This window comes from Ruegeria sp. (genome assembly GCF_965199275.1).
GTDB lineage: Bacteria > Pseudomonadota > Alphaproteobacteria > Rhodobacterales > Rhodobacteraceae > Ruegeria.
Genome location: NZ_CBDAQX010000023.1, coordinates 371,263 through 391,031 on the forward strand (window position 1 = coordinate 371,263; position 19,769 = coordinate 391,031).

16 protein-coding genes and 1 pseudogene are annotated in these 19,769 nt (G+C 58.7%); 14 read left to right on the top strand and 3 right to left on the bottom strand.

Translation table 11 applies throughout. The features are described from left to right. The first annotated feature begins 36 nt into the window (after positions 1 to 36). The 6 genes from ACOERD_RS24545 to ACOERD_RS24570 are packed head-to-tail and all read left to right on the top strand — an operon-like array spanning position 37 to position 5,697. Positions 37 to 774 (top strand): GntR family transcriptional regulator, encoded by a 738-nt coding sequence (locus ACOERD_RS24545; RefSeq protein ID WP_419740789.1) that lies wholly within the window; start codon positions 37 to 39, stop codon positions 772 to 774. Beyond that, positions 771 to 1,823: an aldo/keto reductase gene (locus tag ACOERD_RS24550; protein ID WP_419740790.1), complete on the top strand. Its 1,053-nt coding sequence runs from the start codon at positions 771 to 773 to the stop codon at positions 1,821 to 1,823. Before ACOERD_RS24545 ends, ACOERD_RS24550 begins: the two co-directional genes overlap by 4 nt. Beyond that, on the top strand, positions 1,813 to 2,241 hold the full coding sequence (locus ACOERD_RS24555) for an RbsD/FucU family protein (RefSeq protein ID WP_419740791.1): 429 nt from the start codon (positions 1,813 to 1,815) through the stop codon (positions 2,239 to 2,241). Before ACOERD_RS24550 ends, ACOERD_RS24555 begins: the two co-directional genes overlap by 11 nt. Then, positions 2,238 to 3,068, top strand: a complete 831-nt coding sequence (locus ACOERD_RS24560) for an amidohydrolase family protein (RefSeq protein ID WP_419740792.1) — start codon at positions 2,238 to 2,240, stop codon at positions 3,066 to 3,068. The genes ACOERD_RS24555 and ACOERD_RS24560 overlap by 4 nt, the downstream gene beginning before the upstream one ends. Position 3,069: 1 nt before the next feature. After that, on the top strand, positions 3,070 to 4,182 hold the full coding sequence (locus tag ACOERD_RS24565) for a fumarylacetoacetate hydrolase family protein (protein ID WP_419740793.1): 1,113 nt from the start codon (positions 3,070 to 3,072) through the stop codon (positions 4,180 to 4,182). Between the two features lie 12 nt (positions 4,183 to 4,194). Beyond that, on the top strand, positions 4,195 to 5,697 hold the full coding sequence (locus ACOERD_RS24570) for an aldehyde dehydrogenase (NADP(+)) (RefSeq protein ID WP_419740794.1): 1,503 nt from the start codon (positions 4,195 to 4,197) through the stop codon (positions 5,695 to 5,697). Between the two features lie 126 nt (positions 5,698 to 5,823). Here the strand turns inward: ACOERD_RS24570 and ACOERD_RS24575 are convergent, their stop codons facing one another. Further along, positions 5,824 to 6,855, bottom strand: coding sequence for an IS110 family transposase (locus tag ACOERD_RS24575; RefSeq protein WP_419737763.1), 1,032 nt, complete (start codon positions 6,853 to 6,855; stop codon positions 5,824 to 5,826). A gap of 254 nt (positions 6,856 to 7,109) precedes the next feature. Between ACOERD_RS24575 and ACOERD_RS24580 the strand changes: the two are divergent. Beyond that, positions 7,110 to 7,613: pseudogene (locus ACOERD_RS24580) on the top strand (fumarylacetoacetate hydrolase family protein); the annotation flags it as partial. Positions 7,614 to 7,704: 91 nt separating this feature from the next. Here ACOERD_RS24580 and ACOERD_RS24585 read toward each other — a convergent pair. After that, positions 7,705 to 9,528: a BCCT family transporter gene (locus tag ACOERD_RS24585; protein ID WP_419740795.1), complete on the bottom strand. Its 1,824-nt coding sequence runs from the start codon at positions 9,526 to 9,528 to the stop codon at positions 7,705 to 7,707. Positions 9,529 to 9,599: 71 nt separating this feature from the next. Then, complete coding sequence (locus ACOERD_RS24590) at positions 9,600 to 10,772, bottom strand: PDR/VanB family oxidoreductase (protein ID WP_419740796.1); 1,173 nt, start codon at positions 10,770 to 10,772, stop codon at positions 9,600 to 9,602. A 28-nt stretch (positions 10,773 to 10,800) separates the two neighbouring features. Here ACOERD_RS24590 and ACOERD_RS24595 point away from each other — a divergent pair, with 28 nt between their 5' ends. The 7 genes from ACOERD_RS24595 (at position 10,801) to istB (ending at position 19,735) form a co-directional block, all read left to right on the top strand. Beyond that, on the top strand, positions 10,801 to 11,706 hold the full coding sequence (locus ACOERD_RS24595; protein ID WP_419740797.1) for a LysR substrate-binding domain-containing protein: 906 nt from the start codon (positions 10,801 to 10,803) through the stop codon (positions 11,704 to 11,706). Positions 11,707 to 11,809: 103 nt separating this feature from the next. Further along, the gene (locus ACOERD_RS24600; RefSeq protein ID WP_419740798.1) at positions 11,810 to 12,967 is read left to right on the top strand and encodes an aromatic ring-hydroxylating oxygenase subunit alpha; all 1,158 of its coding nucleotides are present in this window, start codon (positions 11,810 to 11,812) and stop codon (positions 12,965 to 12,967) included. Further along, a complete protein-coding gene (locus tag ACOERD_RS24605) occupies positions 12,964 to 14,415 on the top strand; it encodes an aldehyde dehydrogenase family protein (RefSeq protein ID WP_419740799.1) in 1,452 nt (483 codons plus the stop codon). The genes ACOERD_RS24600 and ACOERD_RS24605 overlap by 4 nt, the downstream gene beginning before the upstream one ends. A 2-nt stretch (positions 14,416 to 14,417) precedes the next feature. Then, positions 14,418 to 14,657, top strand: a complete 240-nt coding sequence (locus ACOERD_RS24610) for a hypothetical protein (protein ID WP_170463900.1) — start codon at positions 14,418 to 14,420, stop codon at positions 14,655 to 14,657. A gap of 195 nt (positions 14,658 to 14,852) precedes the next feature. Continuing rightward, positions 14,853 to 17,273: a GcvT family protein gene (locus tag ACOERD_RS24615; protein ID WP_419740800.1), complete on the top strand. Its 2,421-nt coding sequence runs from the start codon at positions 14,853 to 14,855 to the stop codon at positions 17,271 to 17,273. Positions 17,274 to 17,508: 235 nt separating this feature from the next. Beyond that, on the top strand, positions 17,509 to 19,017 hold the full coding sequence (gene istA / locus ACOERD_RS24620) for an IS21 family transposase (protein WP_419738672.1): 1,509 nt from the start codon (positions 17,509 to 17,511) through the stop codon (positions 19,015 to 19,017). Next, a complete protein-coding gene (istB, locus tag ACOERD_RS24625) occupies positions 19,004 to 19,735 on the top strand; it encodes an IS21-like element helper ATPase IstB (RefSeq protein ID WP_419737606.1) in 732 nt (243 codons plus the stop codon). The genes istA and istB overlap by 14 nt, the downstream gene beginning before the upstream one ends. Positions 19,736 to 19,769 lie beyond the last annotated feature (34 nt).

The following is a 19,769-nucleotide window of genomic DNA, read 5'->3' on the forward strand; positions in this document are numbered from 1 at the left end:
TTGTCAACTAACATGTTAGAATGTTAAAACCTGGCTATGAACAAGCTCCAAGATATTGATGCCTCTCTCCTGCCCGAGATTGCGACCACCGAAGGATCGCTGGCTCAGCGGGTTCACCACTCTTTGAAAACGGCGATTCTGGCGCTGGACTTTCCACCAGGCGCGAATCTTCGGAAGGCCCCGGTTTGCGAGCGTTTAGGCGTGTCACGCGCGCCTGTTGCGGACGCCATCGCCCGGCTTGCATCTGAAGGTTTGGTGGATGTGGTCCCGCAATCGGGGACGCGTGTGTCCTATTTCTCGATGGACGAAATCCGCGAAGGCGCCTTTCTCCGTGAAGCGCTCGAACTGGCAACCGTCGCCAAAGTGACGCGGGACCTGACCGAAGATCAGCGCAAACGCCTCAGCCGCAATATGCGCCTGCAAGAGCTTTTGATCGAAGATGATGATATTCCCGGCTTCTATCAGGCCGACGAAGAGTTTCACGGCATGCTGATGGACTTCACCGGCTTCCGTCACCTCGCCAACGTTGCGCAGAACGTTTCCCTTCAAGTGAGCCGGGCGCGGATGCTGTTGTTGCCGACCCCCGGCCGGATTGCGGAAACACTGGCGGAACACAAAGCCATTTTTGACGCAATTTGCAGCCGCGACGAACAGACCGCTCAGGACGCCATGCGTGCCCACTTGGGGCAGTTGATGCCGCGTATCGAGGAACTCAAGCAGCAAAAACCCCACATTTTCAACCTCACCCAACAGTCGCATAGCGAGGCAGGATGACCGTTTCACAGACAGAATTGCTCAATAGCCGCACTGCGCGGCCCGTTCCGCTGACCCGGATGGGATTTGGCGGTGCCCCGCTGGGAAACCTGTACCGCAAAGTGTCGGATGAAGACGCGCAGGCCGCGCTTCAGGCCGCCTATGATGCGGGTATCCGTTTCTTTGACACCGCACCGCAATACGGGCTTGGGCGGTCCGAGCGCCGCTTTGGCGAAGCGATTGCCCGCTTTGGCCGCGAGAACATCCAGCTGTCCACCAAGATCGGGCGTCTGCTGCTGGATTGCGAACCACATGAGGTCACGCCCGAAGCATTTGTGGACGTTCCGCAAAAACGGATCGTGTTCGACTATACCTATGACGGGGTGATGCGGTCCTACGAGGCCAGCCGTGAGCGCATCGGGGTCGAAAATGCCGACATCCTTCTGGTGCATGACGTCTGCGTGTTCAGCCAGGGCAGTCAGGAAATGTCCGACGCCAAGGTGCGTGAGCTGTTCGACGGTGGCGGCTACAAGGCACTGGTTGAGCTGCGCGACGCCGGAGAGATTGCCGCCATCGGCGCAGGTGTTAACGAATGGCAGGTGTGTGAAAAGCTGTTGGGTCTGGGTGATTTCGACGGCTTCCTTCTAGCCGGTCGCTACACGCTGCTTGAGCAAGAGGCATTAGACAGCTTCCTGCCCCTTTGTGAAAAGCGCGACGTGGGGATCATTCTGGGCGGGCCTTATAACTCCGGCATCCTCGCAACCGGAGCCGCACCGGGTGCAAAATACAACTATGCCGATGCGCCCGAGGAAATACTGGCGCGCGTCCGCAAGATCGAGGCCGTTTGCGCCGCGCATGACACTCCTCTGATCGCGGCGGCCCTGCAATTTGTTCTGGGTCATCCGTGCGTCAAAACAGTCGTGCCGGGTGCCGTCAGCGCAGCCGAGGTGCAATCCAACGTGGCCCTGCTGGAGCGAGAAGTGCCCCCGGGCCTCTGGTCTGATCTGCGCTCCGAGGGGCTGATCCGTCCGGATGCACCGCTTCCAAGCGAGGCCGCCGATGCTGCGTAACATCGACCCCATTCTATCGCCCGACCTGCTGCATGCGCTCAGGGCCATGGGGCACGGCGATGAAATCGTGATCGCGGATGCGAACTTTCCCGGCACAAGCACCGGCCCGGAGTGTATCCGTGCGGATGGGTCGACCGCCAGTGAGGTGCTGCAAGCTGTGCTGTCCGTGATGCCTCTGGATACATTCGTGACCGACCCGGCCCTGACTATGCAGGTGGTAGGTGATCCGGACGCAATTCCCGAAGCCGTCGCCGATTTTCAGGAGATCATCGACACGACTGCGGACAACCCTGCTAAGATTCAGGGGCTCGAGCGGTTTGCCTTCTATGAGCGTGCGGCGAACGCTTTTGCAATCGTTCAAACGGGTGGGCGTAGGCTCTATGGCAATATCATGCTGAAAAAGGGCGTGATCGCATGAGGATTGACGCGCACCAGCACTTCTGGGCCGTAGCGCGGGGGGATTATGGCTGGCTGACGCCTGACTTGGACGTGATCTACCGCGACTTTACCGCCGACGATCTAGCCCCGATGCTGAACGACGCCGGCATTGAAGGCACCGTGCTGGTGCAGGCGGCACCAACGGTGGCCGAGACGGAATACATGCTGTCCCTGGCCGACGAGACCCCATTTATCAAAGGTGTTGTAGGTTGGGTCGATTTCGAAGCCTCGGATGCGGCGACCCAGATCGCTGCGTTGGATGCTCACCCAGCGCTGGTTGGGCTTCGTCCGATGATCCAAGACATTGCCGACCCCCAATGGATGCTCGGCGACGCACTGACCCCTGCATTTACCGAACTTATTGCGCGGGGTCTGACATTCGACGCATTGACCTTGCCGCAGCATTTAGGGCCGCTCAGAAAGCTGCTGGCCCGTCATCCGGACATGAAGGTTGTCATTGATCACGGCTCCAAGCCGCTGATCCGGGACGCAATAATTGAGGGTTGGGCCGCCGATATGGCAGCGCTAGCCAGTGAGACCAACGCATGGTGTAAACTGTCCGGCCTAGTCACCGAAGCCGCACCCGATTGGACTGTCGATGATCTGCGCCCTTACGTGGACCACCTGCTGAACAGCTTCGGCCCGTCCCGCCTGATCTGGGGCAGCGACTGGCCGGTTTGCACCTTGGCCAGCAGTTATGAACGCTGGCTAGAAACCACAGACCTTTTGCTGAGCCAGCTCAGCCGCTCGGAAAGAGATGCCGTCATGGGTGGCAACGCCGCGCGGGCCTATAACCTAAGGGATTGATATGACTCTACCAAATCTGGACTCCAACGGGCTGTGGCTCGGACGTATTGAGCGCGCCGGGATTGGCCCCTGTGTTGTAACCCTACGCGACGGCCACGTGGTCGACGTCACATCGAAAACCGCGCCAACCGTTCGGGATATTCTTGAGCGGGACGATGCAGCGGATTACGTCCGCGCGGCGCAGGGTGAAGACCTTGGTCCGTTTGACGCGGATCATCAGTGGCTCGCGCCGTGTGACCTGCAAGCGGTTAAAGCCTGCGGCGTCACATTTGCCGGTTCCATGGTCGAGCGCGTGATCGAGGAACAGGCCGCAGGCGATCCAGCCAAAGCCGACGCGATACGGTCGCGCATCGGCGCGCGGATTGGCGACAGCCTGTCCAATATCACGCCCGGCTCGGATGAGGCCGCCAAGGTCAAAGAGGCGCTGATCGAAGAAGGCCTTTGGAGCCAGTACCTAGAGGTCGGGATCGGACCGGATGCCGAGGTATTCTCCAAGGCGCAGGTTCTGTCTTCCGTCGGCGCGGGCGCGGATATCGGGCTGCACCCGATTTCCACCTGGAACAACCCCGAACCCGAGGTGGTTCTGGCCGTAACCTCACAAGGTGAGATCAAGGGCGCGACCTTGGGCAACGATGTGAACCTGCGCGATGTCGAAGGGCGCTCGGCCCTGTTGCTCAGCAAGGCCAAGGACAACAACGCCTCATGCGCGATCGGGCCGATGATCCGACTGTTCGACGATGGCTTCACCCTTGACGACGTGCGCAAGGCCGCGTTGACGCTGACCGTCACCGGGCCCGATGGGTTTGTTCTGAACGGCGCGTCATCGATGTCCCAGATCAGCCGCGATCCGGCGGATCTTGTGAAACAAACCATCGGGCGGCACCACCAATATCCCGACGGGCTGATGTTGTTTCTGGGCACGCTGTTCGCCCCAACCCAGGACCGCGACACGCCCGGAGGCGGCTTCACACATAAACTGGGCGATATCGTTACCATCGCCAACAGCCAGCTTGGGGCACTGACAAACACGGTGCGCCTGTCCACAGAATGCCCTGAATGGAGTTTCGGGGCCTCACACCTGATGCGAAACCTCGCCCAACGCGGCCTGCTTTAAGAGAGAACCAATATGTTGACTGGAAAACACCTGATTGCTGGCGAATGGGTCGGCGCAGACGCCACTTTCGCATCGGAACCGGCCCATGGTCCCAGCCATGACTTTGCAGTGGGCACGCCCGCGCTAGTTGACCTTGCCGTAGACGCTGCCGAGGAGGCCTTTGCCTCGTTCGGATGGTCGACTCGTGCCGAGCGCGCCGCATTGCTGCGCAAGATCGCCGACGAGATTGATGCGCGTGGCAATGCGATCACTGAAATCGGAACGCAAGAAACCGGCCTACCCGAGGCCCGTTTGCAAGGCGAACGTGGCCGTACCGTCGGTCAGCTGCGCCTTTTTGCCGATCATATTGAGGCGGGCGACTATCTGGACATGCGTCACGACCTGGCCATGCCCGACCGCGCCCCCCTGCCCTGCCCCGACCTGCGCATGATCCAGCGTCCTCTGGGGCCAGTGGCCGTGTTCGGCGCGTCCAACTTCCCGCTGGCCTTCTCGGTCGCGGGGGGCGATACGGCTGCGGCTTTGGCCGCAGGCTGCCCCATCGTGGTCAAGGGCCATTCGGCACATCCGGGTACGGGTGAAATCGTCGCGCAGGCCATCGACGCCTCCATCAAGGCGACTGGCGTTCATCCCGGTGTGTTCTCATTGGTGCAAGGCGGCAAGCGGGACGTGGGAACGCGTCTGGTAAAGCACCCTCTGATCCGGGCGGTTGGGTTTACCGGCAGTCTGGCTGGAGGTCGCGCCCTGTTCGATCTATGTGCGCAACGCGACGAACCAATCCCGTTCTTCGGTGAGCTTGGCTCGGTCAATCCAATGTTCATCCTCCCGCAAGCCGCCGCCGCGCGCGGGGCTGAGATCGGGACCGGCTGGTCTGGCTCATTGACAATGGGAGCAGGTCAGTTCTGCACCAATCCCGGCATCGCGGTTGTCATTGACGGCCCCGAAGCGGATGAATTCCAATCAGCCGCTGAAACTGGCCTATCCTCTGTGGCCGAGCAGACCATGCTGACCGATGGTATTGCAGAAGCCTACCGTCAGGGGGTTTCTCGAGTTGCAGCGGGCACCGGAGTCGCCCAGATCATGGGCACCAGCTGCGCGACGCGTGATGCGGCCCCCTACCTGTTCACGGTGTCTGGTGATGACTGGCTGGCCGACCACAAACTGCAAGAAGAGGTCTTTGGCCCGCTCGGCATCGTCGTCCGCGTCCGCGATACAGCTCAGATGCAGCAGATTGCACGCGCCATCGAAGGCCAGCTGACCTGCACGTTGCATCTAGACCCGGGCGACAAATCCGACGCACAGGCGTTGCTGCCGCTGCTCGAACGGAAAGCGGGACGCCTGCTGGCCAACAGCTTTCCCACTGGGGTCGAGGTTTGCGACAGCATGGTTCATGGCGGCCCCTACCCGGCATCGACAAATTTCGGCGCGACATCGGTTGGCACTCTGTCGATCCGTCGTTTTCTGCGGCCTGTCTGCTACCAGGACATTCCCACTGATCTGCTTCCCGAGGATGTGTAAAGCCGCCGGATGCGACCCTCGGGCGATGTCATCAGAAATACCTTCGAACAGCAGTTTGCCCTTGGCGACAGCTGAACGATCCAAGCAACGAAGGAACTCGATATGAAACTGCTCCTATGATGATTGTCAAGCATGACATTGATTTTGTTTGATTTTAAATTCGACAAAATCGTCGAAGACCCAGCCGTTCTTGAGCGTGTCATAGATGATCTTGAGCAGCTTGCGGGCAGTGGCTATGATCGCCTTGCCCGCGCCACGGCGTTCCTTGATGCGCCGATAATGGCTGTTGAGATATCCCGAATAGCGGATCGCGATGAGCGTACATTGCACCAGCGTGGTGCGCATGAGCTTGTTGCCGCGCTTCGTGATCCGCCCGTGATGTTCGGTTTCGTTTGAGTTGCTCACCTTGGGCACGATGCCGACATAGGCGGCCAGCTTGTCCGCGTCGGAGAAGTCTTCAACCCTGCCGATCCCCGCCAGCAGGACCGCGGCAGATCGCGCACCGATCCCCTTGATGCTGGTGAGCCCCTCAAAGCCTTTCATGGCCGAGGCGGCCTCCTCGATGGCCTTGTCGAGACGGCTCAGGGTTTCGGTCAGGCCGAGCGCCTGGTCCCGCAATGCCGCCAGTTCGACCTGCTCAAGCGGTGTGAAGCGGCTGAGATCCAGGTCGCGCAGGCGCTTCTTGCTGGACAACCCTTCCTTCTTCAGCTTCATGCCGTGGCGGACAAACATCGCGTGGATGCCGTTCAGCAGCATGGTGCGCTGTTTGACCAGCATGTCACGCGTCCGGGTCAGCGAGGCCAGTTCGCTTTCCTGAGTGGACTTGAGCCGGGTTTCCGGCAGCATGTCCTTCGACAGGAAAAACGCCAGGGCGCGGGCATCGTTGCGATCGGTTTTCTTCACCGATGTGCGGATCACTTTAAACTGGCGCGGGTTGACCACAACGATCCGGCCGACACAGGGTTCCACCTCACCGCAGAACCAGGCCGTGTTGCCGGTGGCCTCGACCGCCAGTTCGTCATCCGCATCAAGGCTCTGACAGAACTGCTCAAGCGCCTGCGCGGACAGTTGAAAGGTTTGGAATGTTTCCGATCCGTCCGTCTCACGCCGACAGATCGTGAAGGAATTCGTATGAAGATCGACACCTATGTAAGCCATGGCTATACTCCCTGCTCAAGGAGGCGGAGCCCCCAATGGGGCGTGAACGGCCAAACCAAGCTCCTATGCAGGATCACCGGCCAAAACCGGGCCCTATGGGGGCTGTTCGGAAACAGGCGAAGGCTAAGCTCCACTACAGGGTCACAATGCCCTACGAAAACATCCAGCCTGAGACCTATCCGCCTCCCCGAATCCTCTAACAGATTCAGGGCGTTTGGCCGATCACAAATCATTCATACCCCCTCCACTATGGTCCGAAGGGCGCTGAGAAACCTGCACTGCTGGATGCCGAAGGTACGATCCGCGATCTCTCGGGGGAAGTTAACGACATTTCGGGCGAGGCGCTGGATCATGTCGCGGGCTACTGCGTGGTCAACGATCTGTCGGAACGCGACTTCCAGCTGCACCGCTCGGGGCAGTGGGTCAAAGGCAAGTCCGCCGACACGTTTGGCCCCATCGGCCCATGGCTGGTGACGCGCGACGAGGTGCCGGACCCGCAGAACCTGCCGATGTATCTTGAGGTGAACGGGCATCGCTATCAGGACGGCTCAACTAAGACGATGCATTTCGGGGTTGCGACGGTGATCTCGCACCTGTCGCAATTCATGTCGCTGCAACCGGGTGATGTGATCTCGACCGGGACGCCTCCGGGCGTGGGTATGGGGCAAAACCCGCAGACCTACCTCAAGCCAGGCGACCAAATGGAGCTTGGGATCGAAGGGCTGGGCGTGCAACGGCAAAGTGTCGTCGCCGGATAACCGACGGTGCCCTTTCTACGGGGTCCTACTCTATCAACAAAAAAGCGCCGCCCTTTTGGGCGGCGCTTGGATTGTTTGGGTTTAGGTGCGTTTATTCTGCGGCCTGCGTTGTGGCGGCGTGTTTGTCACGTTGGCCATCGCGGAACAGCGCCTTGGCGAGGGAGACCATCATCAGGCCCATCACCATGGTAAACGGCAGTGCGCCGATGATCATCGCGTTGCGCAGAGCGTCCAGCGGGTTGTTGTCCCCCGCCGCAAGGATCAGCGCGCCGATCACAGCTGTCAGGATCAGACCCCAGATGATGCGGTGCTTGATGCCCGTCTCCTGGCTGCCGCCCGACATGATCGTGTTCATCACCAGGATGCCCGAATCCGCCGAGGTCACCAGGAAGGTCATGATCAGCACAACGCACATCACGTTCAGCATCGACAACAGACCACCGTCGATCATGTAGGACAGCGTCACGAACAGCTTGTTGGTGTTCGATGCCCCGATGATCGCGCCTCCGGCTTCACCGGCCAGTTCCAGATCGATCGCGGTGCCACCCAGAACGGTCATCCAGGCAAAGCAGACCAGCGCCGGTGCGAAGACGCAGCCCAGGATGAACTCGCGAACCGAACGGCCCTTGGAGATGCGCGCCAGGAACAGGCCAACAAAGGGCGAGAACGCAATCCACCAGGCCCAGTAGAACGTGGTCCAGCCAGCTTGCCAGCCAAACTGACGACCCTGCTCACCGGCGGCATAGGCCGCGGCCAGAGTGGCCTCGTCGAGTTCCGCTGCCGCGCCTTCCAGACCGCTCTTGAAGCCGTCAAAGCTGCCCCAGGCATTGGTCGCGCCACCCATCAGGGCATCCGCATGGGCCTGAGCCTCGGCCGGCAGAGCCGCCGCAAACGCCTCGGTCGAGAGCGGGCCATAGGCGTTAAAGCTCAGCGACAGGAAGTGCAGGATGTAATCCACCATCGCGGTGCCATAGGTGGTCATCGCAAAGATGAACGAGCCGAAGACGACAAATGTGCCCAGCAGGATGATCGACAGCACCAGGTTCAGGTTCGACAGGTACTTAACACCGCGGCCAACACCCGACACAGCCGAGATGATCGACAGGCCCATGATCACCAGCAGACCTGCAATCAGGCCAACCTTCGACGGGGTCGGCACTTCGCCGCCCAGATCCATGACCCACTCCATCCCGGTGATCGCATAGACACCGTCGATGAACTGGCTGATGCCATAGCCGATGGTCACCGACACACCCAGGATCGTTGCCACAACGCCCAGAACGTCGACCACATGGCCCAGGAAGCCGTTCATCAGCTTGCCGAACAGCGGCGTCAGCGCCGAGCGGATGGTCAGCGGCATGTTGCGCGTATAGGCGTAATAGGCCAGCGACAGGCCGGTCACCACGTAGATCGCCCAGGCGTGGAAGCCGTAGTGCAGATAGGTGTAGCGATAGGCCGACTGGACCGCCTCGGGCTCATTGCCAGGCACGTCGCCCGCAACAACCACAGGGTTCGAACCCCACAGGCCCAGAGGCTCGGCGGTGGCGAACACCATCAGGCCCACACCCAGACCGGCGCCAAACATCATCGAGAACCACGAGAAGTTCGAGAACTCGGGCTTTTCGCCGGGCGTGCCCATCACCCGCTTGCCGGTGGACGGAAGCAGCGCAACGATGGCCAAAAAGAAGAAGAACAGGCCCACAATGATGATGTAAAAGCTGTTGAAGACCTCCAGAAGCTGAGAGTTCCAGCTGCCCAGAGTGCTGTTCGCGTTCGCCGGAAAAATCAGCGCCCAAAGCACAAGGGCTACCATCACACCCTTACTGATCAGCGCAATCGGAACGCTGTTATTCTCATAAAAACCGCTATCCGCAGTCTTAATGTCCAAATCCGTAAACGGTTCTTTAATCGACATCAATTTCCTCCCATTTTTCGTTTCTTGCAGCCGTTGCACCCCGGACCATCCGGCATGCAACGGCACTGTTCTTAAAGTGCTAGGACCAGACGGTCCGATTTCGCCCTGGAGACACAGGTACACAGAAAGCTGTTCGAGGCTTGCTCCTCGGGAGTCAGAATGCCGTCCCGGTGATCTACCTCACCTTCGACGACGTCCACCATGCACGATCCGCACAGACCTTCGGAGCAACCGAAATCCACATGAACTCCGTTGGTTCTTAGGACGTCGAGAATGGTTTCATTCTTCAACACCTTGTAGACGGCTCCAGTCGACTGGACCTCGACTTCAAAGCTGTCGTTGGGCGCGTGTTCGATATCGGAAGCAGCGGCAAAACGCTCAAAGTGGATGGCCCCTCCGCGTAGAGCGCTACCAGACTCGAGGACCGCGTTCAGCATCGGTTCCGGACCGCAGGTATAGACATCAGCGCCCATCGGCATGGATTGCATGACGGCGGTCAAATCGAACTGCCCGTCTGTGTCGTCGCAATGCAGATGGTACCACTCATCCAGACCCAAAGCGCGAAACTTGTCATCCATCGCGGCTAGATCTTTGGATCGGACCAAGTAATAGACCCGGAAATCCTGGCCCCGATTCAGCAGCTCACGCGCCATCGCGACCATCGGGGTGGCACCAATACCGCCCGCGATAAGGGTCACGTGGCGATCATGGCTTTCAAGCTTGAAGTGGTTGCGCGGACCTCCGATGGCGACCTCAACCCCCTCGTCCAATGCGTGCATGGTCAGCGACCCCCCGCGACCACCATCCTCACGCTTGACGGCGACGTTGAGGGTGCGACCGTCCTGACTCCAACTCCAGAGAGAATACTGACGCACCAGATCGTCACCAAGGTGGATATCCACGTGCGCGCCGGGTTCAAGTCCGGTGAAACGCCCCTGTTCAATTTCGAAGCAGAAATCCGAAGTGTCCGAGCTGAGTTCAGTTTTTCGGATCAGACGCGCTTTCTGAGTGTTCATCGGGCTACTCATCTTATCTTGCGCCGAAAAGAACCGCAGAAAGGCGGTCGTTGTGTCGGCCTTGGTGTTGACTACTACCTGGCTTGGGTCGGGGCGCGCCTCGTAGGGACGGCAAAGAACTGCAATACCGCCCTTCGAGAAAGGCGGAACTTCATCGGGCGCAAAACTGCAGAAAAAAAGATAGTTTTCAATTGCAATATTTTTCGCACTCAGGTGAAGGTAGCTCAATCAAAAACCTCAGAGCCACGTATCCCTCATGTCGCGACGCCACTACAATCTGCCTCCGCTTGCCTCGCTTTCTGCCTTCGAGGCTGCCGCCCGGCACCTCAGTTTCAAGGTTGCTGCAAGCGAATTGTCCGTCACGCCCGGCGCTGTTAGTCATCAGATCAAAGCATTAGAGACCGAGCTGGCATCCCCGCTTTTCATACGTAAGCATCGCGGTGTTGAACTGACCGAGGATGGCGCTGCGCTGCTAGAGGCACTGGGAAGCTCTTTCCTGAAAATCTCAAAAGTTCTTGAGCAGATTCGCAGTGGGGATTCAGACAATCATGTCACCGTAGGGTCCACTACAGCAGTTGCTGCCTTGTGGCTTTCCCCGTCGGTCATTCGGTTTTGGCAGGACCATCCGCACGTAAAAGTGAACCAAATGGCCGAGGACACGTACTTCGCAGATCGCTCTGACGTCGACTTTTTCATTCGATATGGCAAAGACCCGAATACCTCTCTGCCGCATACCAAGCTGTACCGGGATATCCTGACACCGGTTTGCAGCCCCGAACTGGCGGAAGAGCTTAAAGGGGCCAGCCTCAGGGACCTGACAGAACACCGCCTGATTCACCTTGCAACCAAACACAGCAACTGGACCACATGGACGGACTGGTTTCAGGCGTTAGGGTTTAATGAAAGTATTCAGACGCAAGCGCGTGTCAGCAGCTATGCTCTGGCCCTACAAGTCGCCAGAAAGGGTGCTGGCGTCGCTCTCGGCTGGAAGCGTCTGCTAAAACCCATGCTGGATTCCGGAAAACTTGTGGCTTTAGAGGACTTCAACATACCTGCGCCGCATAACTTCTATCTGGTTGAACGGGAAAACGATAGCCTGTCAGAAGGGGCGCTGGCCTTGAAAGAATGGCTGCTGAATGAGCTTGAGGAGAATTCGGTTTAGCTCCCCTCATCTAGCGGTTAGGATTTTTAGTATTGAATGCAGGGCTTCTGCGCTGCCAATGGAGACCAGAAAAACGCCAATTCAAAAGTCTTAGGAGTGACCGATGAACAAGCATGCACCGCTTTCGTCTGTTCTGACCCCGGTAAACACAGCAAAGGGGCTGCCGAACGCGCATTATATCGACCCTGAAGTGTTTACCGAGGAACGCGACTCGGTCCTGTTTGCGAACTGGTCCGGGATCGGCTTCGGCAAGGACATCCCTGAAGCAGGGGATGCCTATCCCATTGATTTCCTTGGCATGCCCCTGTTGATGGTCCGTGATCGCGACGGTCAGATTGGCGTGTTCCAGAACACCTGCCGCCACCGCGGCATGATCTTGGTCGACAAGCCTCAAAAAATCCGCGGCGCGATCCGTTGCCCCTACCACAGCTGGTGCTACGGCCTGAATGGTGAGCTGCGCACCGCTCCTCATGTCGGCGGCCCCGGTCAGAATACCCACGAAGATCTGGATTTCTCGGAACTGGGTCTGATCCGCATCCGCTCCTACGTCTGGCGCGACGTGATCTTTGTGAACGTCGACGGCAACGCCCCCGAGTTCGAAGAAGTTCACGGCGAGCTGATGGAGCGCTGGAAAGAGTTCGAACAGCCTATGTATCACGGCGGCGCTGGCGCGTCGGTCCGGCTTGAGCTGGATTCGAACTGGAAATTGGCGGTCGAAAACTTCTGCGAAAGCTACCACCTGCCCTGGGTTCACCCAGGTCTGAACAGCTATTCCCGTCTGGAAGACCATTACAACATCAACGAGCTGGGTAAATACTCGGGTCAGGGCACCCTTGTATATCGTCAATTCGAAGGGGAAGACGGCTCGAAACTGGCGGACTTTGATGGCCTGAGCGAAAAGTGGCACGAAGGCGCGGAATACATCGTGGTCTACCCCAACACCCTGCTGGGCGTTCAGCGTGACCACGGTTTTGCCTTCATCATCGACCCAATCAATCATGAGCGGTCGAACGAGCGGATTGAGCTGTACTATGCTCAGAAACCCGAAGACAGCCCAGAACATGAAGGCCTGCGCGCGCAAAACGCGGCGCTTTGGAAAACCGTGTTTGAAGAGGACGTCTTCGTGGTCGAAGGCATGCAGAAAGGCCGCCATGGCATCAAATTTGACGGTGGTCGCTTCTCGCCTGCAATGGACGGCCCCACCCATTGCTTCCACCACTGGGTCGCAACGCAGATCGAAAAGGCACGCGCGGAGGCATGACCACTTTTCTGAACGACGGCTTGGCCAGGAATTTCTTGGCCGGGTCGTGGGTGGAGGGCGACAAGGGCGCCTCCATCGCGGTGGAAGATCCCGGCAATCAGGATCACGTGGCGGACTGCGCACAAGCCAGTGAGGCATCGCTGGCTCAGGCGCTCGAAACCGCACGCGCATCATTCGATCGCGGTGATCTGGCAGACATGAACCCGGCCGAGCGTGGCCGCCTGCTGATCCGCATCGCGCAGGAAATCCGCAACCTCGCGGATGAAGGGGCCGACTTGCTGTGCCGTGAAAGCGGCAAAACACTGGACGCGGCCCGGGATGAGTTCATCGAGGCGGCTCAGTATTTCGAATATTACGGCGGCGTCGCGGACAAGATCGAAGGCAAGTCGATCCCTCTGGGTCCCGACTATGCTGATTTCACCGTATTCGAACCCTACGGCGTGTCGGCGCAGATCGTTCCGTGGAACTTCCCTGTTTCTATCGCCGGTCGTTCGCTCGCGCCGTCTATGGCGGCGGGAAACTCGACCATCATCAAATCGCCCGAGCTGGACCCGCTTGCGCTGGCGATGCTAGGCACCGCGCTGGAACGCGCCGAGGTGCCTGCCGGTGCGGTGTCGATCCTGAACGGTATCGGCTCAGATCTGGGCGCCAAACTGGTGGCGAGTTCGCAGGTGGATCAGATCGTCTTCACCGGATCGGTGTCGACAGGCCAGCATATCCTGCGCTCGGCTGCCGACAACGTGGTGCCGTCGCTGATGGAGCTTGGCGGCAAATCCGCCGCTGTCGCCTTTGACGACGCGGATCTGGATACGCTGATGTCTAGCCTTCAAAGCGGTATTTTCTACAATGCCGGTCAGGTTTGCTCTGCCATGGCCCGCGTGCTGGTGCATCGCTCGATCTACGATCAGGCCGTGGAACGTGCGGCTGCGCTGGCCAATGGCCTAAGCGTCGGTCACGGGCTTGAGAACCCCGATCATACGCCGGTCGTGTCCAGCCTGCAGCTGCAGCGCGTGGAAGAGATCACCTCGAACGCCCGTCAGGACGGTGCGCGGGTCGCAGCCGGTGGTGCGCGACTGGATCGCGAAGGGTATTTCATGGCTCCGACCATTCTGGCCGATGTCGACTCCGCCAGCCGCATCGCGCAGGAGGAGGTCTTTGGCCCCGTCACGTGTTTCACGCCTTTCGATTCCGAGGAGGAAGCCGTCGCCATGGCCAATGGCACCGAATTCGGTTTGGTTGCGGGCATCTTCACGCGCGATCTCGCCCGTGCCCATCGGGTGGCGCGCAAATTGCGGGCGGGGCAGGTTTTTGTCAACGAATGGTTCGCCGGAGGTGTCTCGACCCCGTTTGGTGGCGTCGGCAAATCCGGCTTCGGTCGCGAAAAGGGGTTTGAGGCGCTCTACAACTATGTTCGCACCAAAAACATCGCCATTTCGCTAAAGGGATAGCCATGGATCGCGAAGCCTTAGACCGTGAACTGCTAGAGGCACATGCCAATTGCGACCAAGAGGCGCTTGTGCGCCTGTATACGATTGCTGCCGACGAACGAGAGCTGGCACAGGACATTGATGCCGCCTGTTTCTATCTAACTCACGCCTTCGTCTTTGCACTGGAATCCGGCCACCCAGAAGCAAGCAATCTGAACAAACGGCTGGCTGACTATGGCCGCGCCCACAGACTGGAGTTCTGAGCAATGTCGGCAAAGTCCAAGTGAAATAAAACGCGGTACCCGGCGGTGCCCCGTATCCCCAAGAAGTGAATGCAGGCTGTGTCTCTGGTCAAACCGGGTTCTCAGTTGACGCGTTTAGAACAGTTATGGGTCTGAATCGACATATTCTTAACGAAAGACCGGTTCTGACATGACACAGCAAATCAGGAAGATGAAATGCGCGAAGAAGCACAGGCGGTAGTTATCGGCGGCGGGGTGATCGGTTGCTCGATCCTCTACCATTTGGCCAAATTGGGATGGTCCGACGTGGTCCTGCTGGAGCGGGATGAGTTGACCTCTGGCTCAACCTGGCATGCGGCAGCCAACATTCACGGTCTGCATGACAGCACCAATATCAGCCGCATCCAGCACTATACGATGAATCTCTATAACGCGCTGGAGGAAGAAACCGGCCAAAGCTGCGGTGTCTTCCAGCCCGGCTCGCTTTATCTGGCCCAGACGGAAGAGCGGGAACATCAGCTCAAGCTGCAGGCGGCCAAAGCCAAGCTTTACGGCATGAACTTCTACGAGATCAGCATTGAAGAGGCGCAGAAGCTGAACCCGCTGGTCAATTACGAAGGCATCCGTTGCGTGATGTTCGAACCCGATGGCGGCAACGTTGACCCGTCGGGCGTGACCAACGCATACGCGGTCGGTGCCCGCCAGCGCGGGGCCGAGATCCATCGTTTCACCCCCGTCACCGCGACCGAGCAGCAGGAAGACGGCACCTGGATCGTCAAGACCCCCAAAGGTGACATCAAAACGCCTTGGGTCGTAAATGCCGCCGGTCTGTGGGGACGTGAGGTCGCGAAGCTGGCTGGCATTGAGTTGCCGCTGCAGCCCACCGAACACCAGTATTTCGTGACCGAGGCAATGTCTGACGTTGAAGGCCACGGCACCCGCCTGCCCTCTGTCTCGGACCGCGATGGTGAGTACTATCTGCGTCAGGAAGGCAACGGCCTGCTGGTCGGCGCCTATGAGAAGGATATGAAGTTCTGGGCCGAGGAAGGCACGCCGCTGGACTTCGCCCATGACCTGTTCCCCGACGATCTGGAGCGGATCGAAGAGAACATGATGAACGCCATCGAACGCCTGCCCGCCGTGGGTGAGGCCGGGATCAAGCGTGTCATCAACGGCCCGATGATCTGGTCTCCGGACTCCAACGTGCTGATGGGCCCGGTGCCCGAGGTGGATGGCTATTTCTGCTGCAACGGCATCATCCCCGGCTTCTCGCAATCGGGCGGCATGGGCCTGATGGCGGCGCAGTGGATCATCGAAGGTGAAACCGAATATGACATGTTCGCCTGGGACATGGCGCGTTTCGACACCTGGGCCACGAAAGAGTTCACCAAAGCCAAGGTGCAGGACCAATACGCGCACCGTTTTGCCATTCACTTCCCGAACGAAGAACGCAGCGCAGGCCGTCCGGCCCGCGTGCGCCCGATCTACGAAACGCAGAAAGCCATGGGTGCTGTCTTTGGCCTGAACGTCGGCTGGGAACACCCGCTGTGGTTCGCGGATGAGCCGGGCACCGTGGATACAAACGGTTTCACTCGTCAGAACTGGTGGGGTCCGGTTGGCGAAGAATGCAAGATGCTGCGCGAACGCGCGGGGATCATCGATATTTCGAACTTTGCCAAATACATCTGCAAAGGCCCCGGCGCTGCGGATTGGTTGAATGCGGTCTTCGCCAACAACATGCCCAAGGCGGTTGGCCGGTCCTGCCTGACCCCGCTGATCTCAAAACGCGGTGGCATTGCTGGGGACTTCACCGTCACCCGCGTCGCCGAGGATGAGTTCTGGATCATCGGATCGGGTATGGCAGAGCGCTATCACAAGCGCTTCTTCAAGCAGGTCCCTCTGCCCGAAGGCACCACATTCGAAAGCCATACCGAGGCCATGTGCGGCTTCAACGTCGCCGGTCCGAAATCGCGTGAGATCCTGCAGCGGATGACCAACACGTCGCTGGCAAATGAGGACTTCCCCTTCATGCGTTCCGCCAAGATCGAGCTGGCAGGCGTTGAGCTTCTGGCCCTCCGTGTCTCCTTCACCGGCGATCTGGGGTGGGAGCTGCACTGCAAGACCGAAGATCAGGCGCGCCTCTACGATGCTCTGCTTGAGGCGGGCAAAGAATTCGGCGCAGGCCCGGTTGGCAGCCGTGCCCTGATGTCGATGCGCGTGGAAAAGGGTTATGGCTCGTGGAGCCGCGAATACAGCCCCGAATACTGGCCGCATGAGGTGGGTCTGGATCGTCTGTGCAAGTTCGAGAAGGATTTCCTCAACAAGGACGCCGCCCAGAAAATGCTGGAAAACCCCGCACGTGAACAGTTGGTCTTGTTGCACCTGGATGAGGCCGACGTGACGGCCTCCAACGCGGACGCCACTGGCGGTGAGCCGATCTTCAAGGACGGCGAAGGCATCGGTCGGGTCACCTCGGGCACCTATGGCTATACCGTCGGTATGTCGCTGGCTTTGGGTTACGTCAAAAACGCCCAGCCCGGAGACGAGGTTGAGGTTATGGTTCTGGGCCAACCTCACAAAGCCACCATCCTGCACGAGCCGCCCTTTGACGCAGCGGGTAAAGTCCTTCGGGGCTAAACGTCGAACAATCAAGTTTAAGCCAGTCCTTCTCTGGGCTGGCTTTTTCATTTCTGCACTAATGTCGCGTGGCACTGCAAAGGCGCATTCAACCCAGCTAAGCGCAAGCAGATTTCAGATGTAGAAAAGCGTGCAATTTTGACCCCCTAAGCGGGGAAATCGGCGTCCAAATTTGACCCCTCCCTATGGTTGTAGACATCCTTTTCATTGAGCAGTCGATGGAGAGGCAAGCGGGATGATTTGCGTGGAAACTATTAGAAAAGTGCGTCGCTTACACCTGATCGAAAAAAAGAGCATCAAGGAAATTTGCCGTTCGCTCAATTTGAGCCGTGCAACGGTTCGAAAGATAATCCGATCGGGAGTGACGGAGTTCAAATATGAGCGCAAATCGCAGCCATACCCGGTGCTCGGGCCTTGGCGCGCGCGTCTGGATGAAACGCTTGAGGAGAACGAGGCGCTTCCGAAGAAACACCGCAAGCGGATGACCAAAATCTGGAAGGAACTCTCCGATGATGGTTTTGGCGGCGGGTATGACAGTGTTCGACGCTACACAAAGAATTGGCGCATTGCGCACGGCCGACAACAGGCGCAGGCGTTCATCCCGCTGATCTTTGATCCTGGGGAGGCGTACCAGTTCGACTGGAGTGTGGAGACGGTTTTGATGGACGGTGCACTCACGACCGTGAAGGTTGCCCATTTCAAACTTTGCCATAGCCGCATGCCATTCTCCATTGCCTATCCGCGCGAGACGCAGGAGATGGTCTTTGATGCCCACGACGAGGCCTTCAAATTCTTTGGTGGAGGCTGCATCAACGGGATCTACGATAACATGACGACCGCCGTCGATGCGATCCTGTCGGGCAAGGAAAGAAAGTTCAACAAGGCATTCTCCCGGATGTGTTCTCATCATCTGGTGAACCCGATCGCCTGTACGCGCGCGGCCGGTTGGGAGAAGGGTCAGGTTGAGAATCTGGTCAAGGAGAGCCGCGCCTATAGTTTTACACCGCGTCTGGAGGTGGCCGACTTCGATGAATTGAATGCCCGGCTGCAAAAAGACGCGATCAAACGCGCAAAAGAACTGCGGCATCCGGAAAACCTGGAGGTGACGGTCTGGGAGGTGTTCCAGCAGGAAAAGCCGCTGCTGACGCATCTGCAGAAGCCCTTCGTCGGGTTCCGTGAAAAGACGGTCGCCGTGAGCCGAACCTGCCTGATCAACTTCGAAAGAAACAAATACAGCGTTGAGGCAAGAGCTGTTGGACGTCAGGTCCAGTTGCAGGTCTACGCCACGCGGATTGTCCTGCGCCAAGACGGTGAGATTGTCGGAGAGCACGAACGGTGCTTCGGCCGAGGAAAAACGATCTTCAACCCTTGGCACTATGTGCCCGTCCTCAAGCGCAAGCCTGGCGCTCTGCGCAATGGAGCACCGTTCCGTGACTGGGACCTACCACCGGCAATGACGCAGATCTGGACCCATCTGCGGGGCACATCCGACGGAGACCGGCAACTTGCCGATATTCTTTTCGCTGCTTACCAGCACGACATTGATGTGGTCGAGGCTGCCTGCGAAGAAGCTCTAAAATCTGGCCTGCGCAAGGCCGATGCGATCCTGAACATTGTCTCTCGGCGCACCAATCCCCCGCCGCCAAAGGCGATTGAGCCGCCTGCCCACCTGCAGCTGAAAATGGCACCGATCGCGGATTGCGCTCGCTATGACAGGCTTGGAGGCTCCCATGCAACTGCGTAAGGAAATTCTCGAACTTGCCCGTCAACTGAAGTTGCCAGGCATCGTCAACTGCTTTGACGAAGTGATGCAGGCCGCAGCCAAAAACAACTGGCGGCCCCAACAGGTCGTGGCCGAACTCCTCACGGCCGAACTGGCCGAAAAGACTGCGCGCTCGATCCGGTATCAGATGGGTGCCGCAAAGTTCCCGGTCTGCAAGTCCTTACCTGAGTTCGACTTCACGGTCAGCCCCGTCAACGAGGAAGTCGTGCGCAATCTTCATGACGGCGATTTTATGGACCAGGCCAGGAATGGCGTGCTGGTCGGTGGAACCGGATCGGGCAAAACGCATCTCGCAACAGCGATCGGGGGCCACGCGGTCAATAACCGCCGGCGGGTCAGGTTCTTCAGCGCTGTGGATCTCGCGAACAAGCTGGAGGCTGAACATCGCGAAGGCAACGCCGGGCGGCTCAGCGAGCAGCTGATCCGCGTCGACCTCGTGATTATAGACGAACTCGGTTATCTGCCGTTCGCAGAGTCTGGTGGACGATTACTCTTCCATCTCATCAGCAAACTGTACGAGCGAACGTCTATTCTGCTAACAACCAACCTCGCATTTGCTGAATGGCCGAGTGTGTTCACAGATGCCAAAATGACCACTGCTCTCCTGGATCGACTGACACACCATTGCGATATCATCGAAACCGGGAACGAAAGCTGGCGAATTAACCACCGCGACTAACCTCGAAATCGGGGAATAAATTCAAAACAGACAG

What these genes read in the sequence shown, in the direction of transcription:
- ACOERD_RS24545 (WP_419740789.1), top strand. Translation starts at nt 37, where the DNA reads ATGAACAAGCTCCAAGATATTGATGCCTCTCTCCTGCCCGAGATTGCG.
- ACOERD_RS24550 (WP_419740790.1), top strand. Translation starts at nt 771, where the DNA reads ATGACCGTTTCACAGACAGAATTGCTCAATAGCCGCACTGCGCGGCCC.
- ACOERD_RS24555 (WP_419740791.1), top strand. Translation starts at nt 1,813, where the DNA reads ATGCTGCGTAACATCGACCCCATTCTATCGCCCGACCTGCTGCATGCG.
- ACOERD_RS24560 (WP_419740792.1), top strand. Translation starts at nt 2,238, where the DNA reads ATGAGGATTGACGCGCACCAGCACTTCTGGGCCGTAGCGCGGGGGGAT.
- ACOERD_RS24565 (WP_419740793.1), top strand. Translation starts at nt 3,070, where the DNA reads ATGACTCTACCAAATCTGGACTCCAACGGGCTGTGGCTCGGACGTATT.
- ACOERD_RS24570 (WP_419740794.1), top strand. Translation starts at nt 4,195, where the DNA reads ATGTTGACTGGAAAACACCTGATTGCTGGCGAATGGGTCGGCGCAGAC.
- ACOERD_RS24575 (WP_419737763.1), bottom strand. Translation starts at nt 6,855, where the DNA reads ATGGCTTACATAGGTGTCGATCTTCATACGAATTCCTTCACGATCTGT.
- ACOERD_RS24585 (WP_419740795.1), bottom strand. Translation starts at nt 9,528, where the DNA reads ATGTCGATTAAAGAACCGTTTACGGATTTGGACATTAAGACTGCGGAT.
- ACOERD_RS24595 (WP_419740797.1), top strand. Translation starts at nt 10,801, where the DNA reads ATGTCGCGACGCCACTACAATCTGCCTCCGCTTGCCTCGCTTTCTGCC.
- ACOERD_RS24600 (WP_419740798.1), top strand. Translation starts at nt 11,810, where the DNA reads ATGAACAAGCATGCACCGCTTTCGTCTGTTCTGACCCCGGTAAACACA.
- ACOERD_RS24605 (WP_419740799.1), top strand. Translation starts at nt 12,964, where the DNA reads ATGACCACTTTTCTGAACGACGGCTTGGCCAGGAATTTCTTGGCCGGG.
- ACOERD_RS24610 (WP_170463900.1), top strand. Translation starts at nt 14,418, where the DNA reads ATGGATCGCGAAGCCTTAGACCGTGAACTGCTAGAGGCACATGCCAAT.
- ACOERD_RS24615 (WP_419740800.1), top strand. Translation starts at nt 14,853, where the DNA reads ATGCGCGAAGAAGCACAGGCGGTAGTTATCGGCGGCGGGGTGATCGGT.
- istA (WP_419738672.1), top strand. Translation starts at nt 17,509, where the DNA reads ATGATTTGCGTGGAAACTATTAGAAAAGTGCGTCGCTTACACCTGATC.
- istB (WP_419737606.1), top strand. Translation starts at nt 19,004, where the DNA reads ATGCAACTGCGTAAGGAAATTCTCGAACTTGCCCGTCAACTGAAGTTG.